The 10,967-nt window shown below is 32.6% G+C and carries 6 protein-coding genes and 1 riboswitch; all 6 genes read left to right on the top strand.

Annotated elements, in window-relative coordinates:
- The first annotated feature begins 566 nt into the window (after window positions 1-566).
- The 6 genes from RDX53_RS04555 (at window position 567) to glp (ending at window position 10,962) form a co-directional block, all read left to right on the top strand.
- Window positions 567-1,049 carry an NAD(P)H-dependent oxidoreductase subunit E gene (locus RDX53_RS04555; RefSeq protein ID WP_195931843.1) on the top strand — a complete coding sequence of 161 codons (483 nt, stop codon included), beginning with the start codon at window positions 567-569 and terminating at the stop codon, window positions 1,047-1,049.
- A complete protein-coding gene (locus RDX53_RS04550; RefSeq protein WP_195931842.1) occupies window positions 1,049-2,917 on the top strand; it encodes an NADH-quinone oxidoreductase subunit NuoF in 1,869 nt (622 codons plus the stop codon). The genes RDX53_RS04555 and RDX53_RS04550 overlap by 1 nt, the downstream gene beginning before the upstream one ends.
- A gap of 213 nt (window positions 2,918-3,130) precedes the next feature.
- Window positions 3,131-5,827, top strand: coding sequence for a formate dehydrogenase subunit alpha (gene fdhF / locus RDX53_RS04545; protein WP_195929521.1), 2,697 nt, complete (start codon window positions 3,131-3,133; stop codon window positions 5,825-5,827).
- A gap of 206 nt (window positions 5,828-6,033) precedes the next feature.
- Window positions 6,034-8,730: a formate dehydrogenase subunit alpha gene (gene fdhF / locus RDX53_RS04540; RefSeq protein ID WP_295778581.1), complete on the top strand. Its 2,697-nt coding sequence runs from the start codon at window positions 6,034-6,036 to the stop codon at window positions 8,728-8,730.
- Between the two features lie 212 nt (window positions 8,731-8,942).
- The gene (locus RDX53_RS04535) at window positions 8,943-9,548 is read left to right on the top strand and encodes a molybdenum cofactor guanylyltransferase (protein WP_295573582.1); all 606 of its coding nucleotides are present in this window, start codon (window positions 8,943-8,945) and stop codon (window positions 9,546-9,548) included.
- Window positions 9,541-9,676: riboswitch (molybdenum cofactor riboswitch) on the top strand. (Overlaps the previous gene by 8 nt.)
- An 80-nt stretch (window positions 9,677-9,756) precedes the next feature.
- A complete protein-coding gene (glp, locus tag RDX53_RS04530) occupies window positions 9,757-10,962 on the top strand; it encodes a gephyrin-like molybdotransferase Glp (protein WP_195929524.1) in 1,206 nt (401 codons plus the stop codon).
- Window positions 10,963-10,967 lie beyond the last annotated feature (5 nt).

The following is a 10,967-nucleotide window of genomic DNA, read 5'->3' as shown; positions in this document are numbered from 1 at the left end:
TATTTATGTATATAAAAAATATAGTTTTGTTGTTATACAAACAGATATTATATGAAAAAGTTTATAATATATAAATATAGTAAAAATACACGAGAGATTGATAAAAAAATAACTAAATATATTGATATAAATGCGTCAAAAGAAATGGCTCAAATAAACAAATTTAATATGGTTTACTAAGGGTTGATTTTAGTATATTAAATACAAAATATATTAAACAATCGATAAAAATAGGTAAACCATACATAAAAATATAGTTAACCCACAAAATTTCTTTAGGATAGAGAAATTTGTATTATTGTGCAAAAAAACATAAAAAAAACTCGAAATTAAAATAGATATTAAAAGTAAATAACAAAACAAAAAAGAACTTTATATAATAAATAATTTTTATATAAAGTTCTTTTTTGTTGTAGAAAACTATTAGATTTTTAAACTAAGATATAAACAGGAGTATGTACAAATAGTAGTTACCTAATATAAAGGAGTAATTATGATAAGGTACATAAATAGACATTTATAGATAGGGGACATTTTATATTCTAACAAATAGGGAGGGGAAAAATATGCTAGAGCAGTCTTATTATGAAAAGACAGATGAGATTATCGAACTTCATGGTGCAACAGCCAGTTCTTTAATTCCAGTTATGCAAGATGTGCAAGCTGAGTATCGTTATTTGCCAGGAGAATTACTTTCTTATATTGCAGACAAATTAGGCATACCACTAGCAAAGGCATATAGTGTTGCAACTTTTTACGAAAACTTTTCTTTTGATCCAAAAGGAAAATATGTTATCAAAGTATGTGATGGTACAGCATGTCACGTACGTAAATCAGTGCCAGTAAGAGAAGCATTGGAAAAACATTTAGGTTTAGGAAAAGGCAAACAAACTACTGATGACATGTTATTTACTATAGAAATAGTATCATGTTTAGGAGCTTGTGGTCTTGCACCAGTTATGACTATCAATGATAAAGTCCATCCAAAAATGAATCCAGATAAAGCTGTAGAAATAATAGATGAATTGAAGGAAGGAGAGTGCGAATAATGAGGATAGAAACAAGAGAACAATTACAAGCTATTCGTAAAGAAGCGAAAGCAAAAATTGACGCAACTCCTATACGTATATTAATTTGTGCAGGGACTGGTTGCATATCAGGTGGTTCACAATTTATATATGAAAAAATGAAAGAACTTGTTGGAGATAATGAAAATGTAGAAGTAAAATTTGAAGGTCATGTTTCACATCCAGAAGTTAAAAAAAGTGGATGTCATGGTTTCTGTGAAATGGGGCCATTAATGAGAATAGAACCTTTAAATATACTTTATGTAAAAGTCCAACTTGAAGATTGTGAAGAAATTTATAATGAAACAATTCTAAAGAGAAATGTAATCGATAGATTAGTATATAAACAAAACGGCAAATCTTATGTAAGCCAAGAATCTATACCTTTCTATGAAAAACAAACTCGTATAGTTCTTAAAAACTGCGGTCATATAGATGCAGAGCACATAGAAGAATATATAGCAATTGGCGGTTACAAAGGTTTAGAAAAAGTATTATTCGACATGACTAAAGAAGAAGGATTAGAAGAAATACTAAAATCTGGACTTAGAGGTCGTGGGGGTGCTGGTTTCCCAACAGGTAAGAAATGGGCAGAGGTTGCAAAACAACCAGTAACCGAGAGATATGTAGTATGTAATGGTGATGAAGGTGACCCAGGAGCATTCATGGACAGAAGTATCATGGAAGGTGACCCTCACAAAATGATAGAAGGTATGATGATAGGTGCTTACTTAGTAGGTGCTCAAAATGGATATATATATGTCCGTGCTGAATATCCATTAGCAGTTGAACGTTTAAGAATAGCTATAGCTCAAGCTGAGGAACGTGGACTACTTGGAGATAATATATTAGGAACTGATTTTAGTTTCAGATTACACATAAATAGAGGTGCAGGGGCTTTCGTTTGTGGTGAAGGTAGTGCATTAACAGCTTCTATAGAAGGTAATCGTGGTATGCCAAGGGTTAAACCACCTCGTTCTGCTGAAAAAGGTCTATTTGAAAGACCAACAGTATTAAACAACGTTGAAACATATGCAAACGTTCCAATGATAATAACAAACGGTTCTGATTGGTACAGAGGTTTTGGTACAGAAGGCAGTCCTGGTACGAAAGCGTTTGCATTAACAGGTAGTGTTAATAATACAGGATTAATAGAAGTTCCAATGGGAACTACACTAAGAGAAATAGTTTACGATATTGGTGGCGGTGTTAAAGATAATGTTCCATTCAAAGCTGTCCAAATAGGTGGACCATCAGGTGGATGTTTAGTTGAAAAACACTTAGACTTACCATTAGACTTTGACTCAGTTAAAAAACTGAATGCCATAATGGGTTCTGGTGGACTTGTAGTAATGGACGAAAACAGTTGTATGGTTGACGTTGCTCGTTTCTTCATGAGTTTCACACAAAGAGAATCATGTGGTAAATGTACTCCATGTCGTATAGGAACTAAGAGAATGCTTGAAATGTTAGATAAAATAACTGAAGGTAAAGGTACATTAGAAGATCTAGATAAACTAGAAGAAACTGCAAAAACAGTAAGAACTATGTCATTATGTGGTCTTGGTAAGAGTGCTCCACTTCCAGTTATAAGTACATTAGAATTATTTAGACACGAATATGAAGAACATATAGTTGATGGTAAATGTAGAGCTCATGTATGTTCTGCATTAAAAACTTTCAAAATTGATCCAGATAAATGTAAAGGTTGTACTAAATGTGCTAGAAACTGTCCAGTTGGTGCAATCACTGGTGAAAAGAAAGCACCTCATGTTATCGATACAACTAAATGTATTAAATGTGGAGCTTGTATGGAAGGTTGTAAATTCGACGCTATATATACTGAATAAAAAGATTGAATATAAAATTGCATAAAAATAAGATACAAAAAAATTAGATATAAAAATTAAAAATAACATTAAAAAATATAAAAATTAAAAATCGCTAAATAAAAATAATATGAAAAAACATTAATTTAATAGAGAATAATATGATGAATCAATTTAATCGAAATTTATCAATTAAGAATTAGACATAAATTTAAAATTAAAGGAGGAAATAATATGGTTAAGTTAACTATAGATGGAATCCAAGTTGAAGCTGAGAAAGGTACAAGTGTATTACATGCAGCTGAAAGCGTTGGAATTAAAATACCTACGCTTTGCTATATAAAAGATTTATTACCAGATGGTTCTTGTAGAATGTGTATGGTAGAAATAGAAAGCAGGGGTAGAACAAAAATGGAAACTGCTTGTACTGCACAAGTTTCTGAGGGACTTGTTGTAACTACAAACAGTGAAAAAGTAAGAAATGCAAGAAGGAATATTCTTGATATGTTACTTTCAAATCATAAAACTGACTGTTTCTCTTGTCCATCAAATGGAGATTGTAAACTTCAAGAATTATGTTTTGAATATGGAATAGAAAGAACTACTTATAGTGGTGAACAAACTGAATTACCAATAGACGACTCTAATAAATTTTTCACATATAATCCAAACCTTTGTATTTTATGTCATAGATGTGTAAACACTTGTCATAAAGTAGTAGGACGTGGGGCAATCGATACTATGGAAAGAGGATTTGATTCAGCAATCGGAACTCCATTCCATATAGATTGGGCAGATACTAATTGTGAATCATGTGGTAACTGCGTTCAAGCTTGCCCAACAGGCGCTCTTACTATGAAGAGAAGAAAAAATTATCGTAAATATCAAATAGATAAAAAAGTATTAACAACTTGTCCACACTGTGCAACAGGATGTCAATATTATCTATTAGTTAAAGATAATAGAATAGTAGATGTTGAAGGTGCAAATGGTGCATCAAATAAAGGTTTATTATGTGTAAAAGGTCGTTCAGCAAGTTTTGATTTTGTTCACTCAGGAGATAGAATAAAATATCCTTTAATTAAAAATAAAGAAACAGGAGAATTTGAAAGAGCTACTTGGGATGAAGCATTAGACTTAGTAGCAACAAAATTCTTAGATATAAAGAAAAATTATGGAACAGATGCGTTGGCTGGTTTTGCATGTTCTCGTTCAACAAATGAAGATATTTATATGATGCAAAAGCTAGTTCGTTGTGGATTTGGTAACAACAACGTAGACAACTGTGCTCGTGTCTGACATTCTCCATCTGTCGCAGGTCTTGCGATGACACTAGGCTCAGGAGCCATGACTAATACAATAGCAGATACAACAGGAGAATCAGATTTAATTATGTTAGTTGGATCAAATCCAGAAGAAGCACATCCAGTTATAGGTATGCAAATACGTCAAGCTGTTCAAAGAGGATGTAAACTTATAGTAGTTGACCCTCGTGATATAGATTTGGCTAAAAAAGCTGATGTGCATATAAAATTAAAACCTGGAACAAACGTTGCATTTGCTAATGGTATAATGCATGTAATCATAGAAGAAGGACTTCAAGATTCAGATTTTATAAATTCTCGTACTGAAGGTTACGAAGAGCTAAAAGAAATAGTTAAGGATTATACTCCAGAGAGAGTAGCTGAAATATGCAATATAGATCCTGATGATTTAAGAAAAGCAGCAATAATGTATGCTAAAGCTGACAAAGCACCAATTATGTACTGTTTAGGTGTTACAGAACATTCAACTGGTACAGAGGGTGTTATGTCAATGTCAAATATGGCTATGTTAGTTGGAAAATTAGGTAGAAAAGGTTGTGGTGTTAACCCAATACGTGGTCAAAACAACGTACAAGGTGCTTGTGATATGGGTGCTATGCCTACTGATTTCCCTGGATACCAAAAAGTTAATAATCCAGAAGTACTAGCTAAATTTGAAAAAGCATGGGGCGTTAAATTAAATCCAAACCCAGGAATAAAAGCAACAGAAGTATTTCCAGCTGCTATAAAAGGTGATATAAAAGGTTTATATATCTTTGGTGAAGATCCAGTCGTAACTGATGCAGATACAAATCATATTATTAAAGCGTTAGAAAGTTTAGATTTCTTAGTAATGAGCGAATTGTTTATGACTGAAACAGCACAATATGCTGATGTTATATTACCAGGTGTAAGTTATGCTGAAAAAGAGGGAACATTCTCAAATACAGAAAGACGTGTCCAAAGAGTACGTAAAGCTGTACAATTAGAAGGCGAAATGAGATTAGATACAGACATATTTATAGATTTATTAAATAGAATGGGATATCCTCAACCTCATTTAACTTCTGCAGAAATAATGGATGAAGTAGCTTCATTAACTCCAAGTTTTGCTGGTATAAGCCATAAGAGACTTGATGAAGTTGGAAGTTTACAATGGCCATGTCCAAGCAAAGATCATCCAGGAACACCTATACTACATGTAGGTAAATTTGCAAGAGGATTAGGATATTTCTACCCAGCTGAATATGTTCCATCTGCTGAATTGCCAGATGATGAGTACCCATATATTCTTATGACTGGTCGTATATTATATCACTATACTACTAGAGCGATGACTGGTAGAACTCCAGAATTAATGGAAATAGCGGGTAAATCATTTATAGAAATGAATATAAAAGATGCCGATGCTCTAGGAATTAAAGATGGTGACAAAGTAAAAGTAGCATCAAGACGTGGTGAAATACAAACTACAGCTGTCGTTGGAACTAAAGTATCTCCAGGCGAAACTTGGATGCCATTCCACTTCCCAGATGGAAATGCTAACTGGTTAACAAATGCAGCTCTTGATAAATTTGCAAAAGCACCAGAATATAAAGTATGTGCTATAAAAATTGCAAAAGCATAAAGGCTGACTCAGTATAAAGTATGTTATAGATATAAAATAACGTATCCTTAAACATTAGTTTATTACATTAGAAAGTTGATGTAAATAGAAGGCACTCGATTAGAGATTTATATAAATTAAATTATTGCAGAAAGTATCACAGAAGATACTGTGATACTTTCCTAAAGATATAATTTGAGTTTTTATATGAATAAGGGGGAAATAAGATGGTACGTTTAACTATAGATGGAAAAGTCGTAGAAGCTAAAAAGGGAACATCTATTTTACATGCCGCAGAATCTGTTGGCATTAAAATACCTACTTTATGCTATATAGAGGATTTACTACCAGACGGTTCTTGTAGAATGTGTATGGTAGAAATCGAAAACAGAGGAAGAACAAAAATGGAGACTGCTTGTACTGCACAAGTTGGCGAAGGACTTGTTGTAACTACAAACAGTGAAAAAGTAAGAAATGCAAGAAAAAATGTTTTAGATATGCTTTTATCTAACCATAAAACAGATTGTTTCTCTTGTAGAGCTAATGGGGATTGTAAATTCCAAGATTTATGTTATGAATATGGCGTATCAACAACAACTTATAAAGGGGAGCAAACTGAATTACCTATAGATGATAGTAATCCATTCTTCACATATAATCCAAATCTTTGCATTTTATGTCATAGATGTGTAAATACTTGTCACAAAATAGTAGGACGTGGGGCAATAGACACTATGGAAAGAGGTTTTGATTCAGTAATAGGAACTCCTTTCAATATACCTTGGAAAGAAACTATCTGTGAATCATGCGGTAACTGTGTTCAAGCTTGTCCAACAGGTGCCCTTACAATGAAGAGAAGAACAGAATATCGTCCATATCAAGTAGACAAAAAAGTATTAACAACTTGTCCACACTGTGCAACAGGATGCCAATACTACTTAGTTGTTAGAGATAATAAAGTAGTAGATGTTGAAGCGGCAAATGGAGCATCAAACAAAGGTTTATTATGTGTAAAAGGACGTTCAGGATGTTTTGACTTTGTTCATTCTCCAGATAGAATAAAATATCCTTTAATTAAAAACCATGAAACAGGAGAATTTGAAAGAGCTACTTGGGATGAAGCATTAGACTTAGTAGCATCAAAATTCTTAGAAATAAAAAGAAAATACGGTTCTGACGCATTAGCAGGATTTGCTTGCTCACGTTCACCAAATGAAGACTGCTACATGATGCAAAAATTAGTACGTTGTGCATTCGGAACAAATAACGTAGATAACTGTGCTCGTGTTTGTCACTCTGCATCAGTTGCTGGTTTAGCTATGACTTTAGGTTCAGGAGCTATGACTAACCCAATCGAAGACATAACTAAAAATCCAGACCTTATAATGTTAGTTGGATCAAATCCAGAAGAAGCACATCCAGTTGTAGGTATGCAAATACGTCAAGCTGTTCAAAGAGGATGCAAACTTATAGTAGTTGACCCTCGTGATATAGACTTAGCTAAAAAAGCTGATATACATTTAAAATTAAGACCAGGTACAAACGTAGCATTTGCTAATGGTATAATGCACGTAATTATAGAAGAAGGCCTTCAAGATATGGACTTCATAAATGAACGTACTGAAGGTTATGAAAAAATAAAAGAAATAGTAAAAGACTATACTCCAGAAAAAGTTGCAAAAATATGTCATATAGATCCTGACGATTTAAGAAAAGCAGCAATAATGTATGCTAAAGCAGACATGGCTCCAATAATCTATTGTCTAGGAGTTACAGAACATTCAACTGGTACAGAAGGTGTTATGTCAATGTCAAATATGGCATTATTAGTTGGTAAACTTGGTAGACCTGGTTGTGGAGTTAACCCTCTTCGTGGACAAAACAACGTACAAGGTGCTTGTGATATGGGAGCTTTACCAGGAGACTTCCCAGGATACCAAAAAGTTGCCAATCCTGAAGTATTAGCTAAATTTGAAAAAGCTTGGGGAACTAAATTAAATCCTAACCCAGGAACTCATGCAACAGACATATTCCCTGCTGCTATAAGAGGAGAAGTAAAAGGTCTTTATATATTTGGTGAAGACCCTGTCGTAACTGACCCAGATACTCATCACGTTATAAAAGCATTAGAAAGCTTAGACTTCTTTGTAATGAATGAGTTATTTATGACTGAAACTGCACAATATGCAGATGTTATATTACCAGGTGTAAGTTATGCTGAAAAAGAAGGTACATTCTCTAATACAGAAAGACGTGTTCAAAGAGTACGTAAAGCTGTAGAATTAGACGGTGAAATGAGATTAGATACTGATATATTCACAGATATAATGAATAGAATGGGATATCCTCAACCACGCTTAACTTCAGCAGAAATAATGGATGAAATAGCATCAGTAACTCCAAGTTTTGCTGGTATAAGCCACGAAAGACTTGATAAAGAAGGTGGAATTCAATGGCCATGTACTTCTAAAGATCATCCAGGAACTCCAATAATGCACGTTGGTAAATTTACAAGAGGATTAGGTTGGTTCTATCCAGCTGAATATGTTCCATCTGCAGAATTACCAGATGATGAATACCCAACTATATTAATGACAGGACGTATATTATATCATTACACTACAAGAGCGATGACTGGTAGAACTCCTGGATTAATGGAGATAGCAGGCAAGTCATTTATAGAAATGAATATTGAAGATGCAGAAAAAATAGGAGTTAAAGATGGAGATAGAGTAAAAGTTTCTTCAAGACGTGGGGAAATAGAAACAACTGCTCGTGTAGGAACAAAAGTATCTCCAGGTGAAACTTGGATGCCATTCCACTTCCCAGATGGAAATGCAAACTGGTTAACAAATGCAGCACTTGATAAATATGCAAGAATACCAGAATATAAAGTTTGTGCTGTTAAAGTTGAAAAAGCATAAAGCTAGAATATAGTTGATTTTAGAAAAATTTATAAATATTAGAACAGAATATATATAAATAGGTGCCAGAACCTATATGATTAAATATAGGTTCTGGCTATTTCAATATATATGTATTTATAAGTATTATAAATTTCAAAATAAGGATTTTCTAATACTGAAAAAATACATTAGTTATGCTAGAATTAATTTAAAGTATCAAATAGATAGGGGTGATAGTTTTGGATATAGGGGCGCTAATTCTTATGGGTGGAAAGAATAGTAGAATGAACGGTAATGTAAAAGGCCTTCTAAAACTAAACAATATGACATTTCTAGAAAAAATCAAAGAAACTTTAGATGACTTTTCTAGCATATATTTATCTATAAATGACAAATTTTCAAAGAATCAAAAACAAGAATTCGAAAAAATGGGATTCAAATTAATAGAAGATATTTATAAAGAAATTGGACCATTGGGAGGTATATATTCATCTTTATTAAATTGTAAAGAGGAATATCTCTTTATAACAGCATGTGATATGCCTTTTATTACAAAGAAAAATATAAAAGAGTTATGTGACAATATCAATAAAGATATAGATATAGCAGTTTTTTGTGATAAAGATGAAAGACTATATCCACTATGTGCTATATACTCTAAGAAAGTAATTCCAATTATAGAAGAAATGATAAAGCAGAAAAATTATAAGTTGAGCTATTTAATAGATAAGAGTAACTTTGTCAAAATAAATATAGAAGATACTGATATAGAATTAGAGACATTAAGTAATATAAATACACCACAGGAATATGATTCATTAAAAAATAAAATTTAATATTCTCCGAGCAAAAGTATCTAAGGGAAAACTATGATACTGAGCCAAGTAATTTAAAAATTACTTCAGGTTATGATGGAAACGTTGTAGCCATCCGTTATTTGAGAAGGGGAAACTATCAAAGGTAGCGTAATACCTTTATTAGCTATATTTTCTATTTTCAAATTAATAGATTATATAGCAATTTTTTTTAGGGAGGAAACATGATATGGTAGGGATAGAACTTGAATTAGCGATAGAGTTAATTTGTGATTCCGTTAAAAGTATAAACGATATAGAAGAAGTTAGTATAGAGAAAGCTAGGGGGAGAATTATAGGTGAAGATATAATTGCTCCAATTAATCAACCTCCATTTGATCGTTCTCCATTAGATGGTTATGCCTTGAATTCAGAAGATATTACAGGTGCAAGTAAAAAAAATCCTATAAAATTAAAAGTTATAGATGAGATTTGTGCCGGGGGATATACTCATAAAGAAGTAGGTAAAAATGAAACAATTAGAATAATGACAGGTGCAAAAATTCCAAAGGGATGTGATTGTGTCATAAGGCAGGAATCTACTGATTATGGAATGGAAATAGTAGAAATTTATCAAGAAGTAAAGCATCATCAAAATTATTGTTTTGAAGGTGAAGATATTACAAAGGGCAGTAAATTAATAAACTTAGGAGAAAAATTAAGTTATATACATATAGGAATAATAGCATCTATGGGATATGAAAAAGTTAAAGTCATCAGACGACCAAAAGTAGCTTTAATAAGTACTGGGGATGAAGTTATTTGCGGTGGAAAACCTCTTACAGAAGGGAAAATATATGATAGTAATAGAAGAATGATAGCATCTAGATTAGAGGAACTAGGATGTGAAGTTGTTGTTGCAGAAGTAATGGGAGATGATGAAAATTTAATTGCAAATGAAATTAAAGAAATTATCAAAAATGTAGATGTAGTTTTCACTACGGGTGGAGTTTCAGTTGGAAAAAAAGATATTATGCATCAAGTAATAAAAATATTAGATGCAAAAAGAGTATTTTGGAGAGTAAACATGAAACCAGGAACACCAGCTATATATGTACTTTATGAAAATAAGCCATTACTATGTTTATCTGGAAATCCATTTGCTGCAATAGCCACATTTGAACTTATGGGCAAACAACTATTATATAAGTTGGGACAAGACCCAGATTTAAAAGAAGTAAGAAAAGAAGCTGTATTACAAGATGAGTTTTTAAAAGAAAGCAGAGGAAGAAGATTAATAAGGGCGACTTATGATGAAGGAAAGGTATATCTTCCAAAAGGAGGACATTCATCAGGAATGCTTGGTTCAATGATAGGATGTAATTGCTTGATAGATATAAAACCAGGCACACCTAAATTAGATAAAGGAGAAAAGGTACAAGTTGTACTTTTATAAATCCA

The sequence above is a fragment of the uncultured Intestinibacter sp. genome, from assembly GCF_902468165.1.
In the GTDB taxonomy this organism is placed as follows: domain Bacteria; phylum Bacillota; class Clostridia; order Peptostreptococcales; family Peptostreptococcaceae; genus Intestinibacter.
Note: the sequence above shows the minus strand (reverse complement) of the source record. Positions and strands in the feature narration are given on the sequence as shown.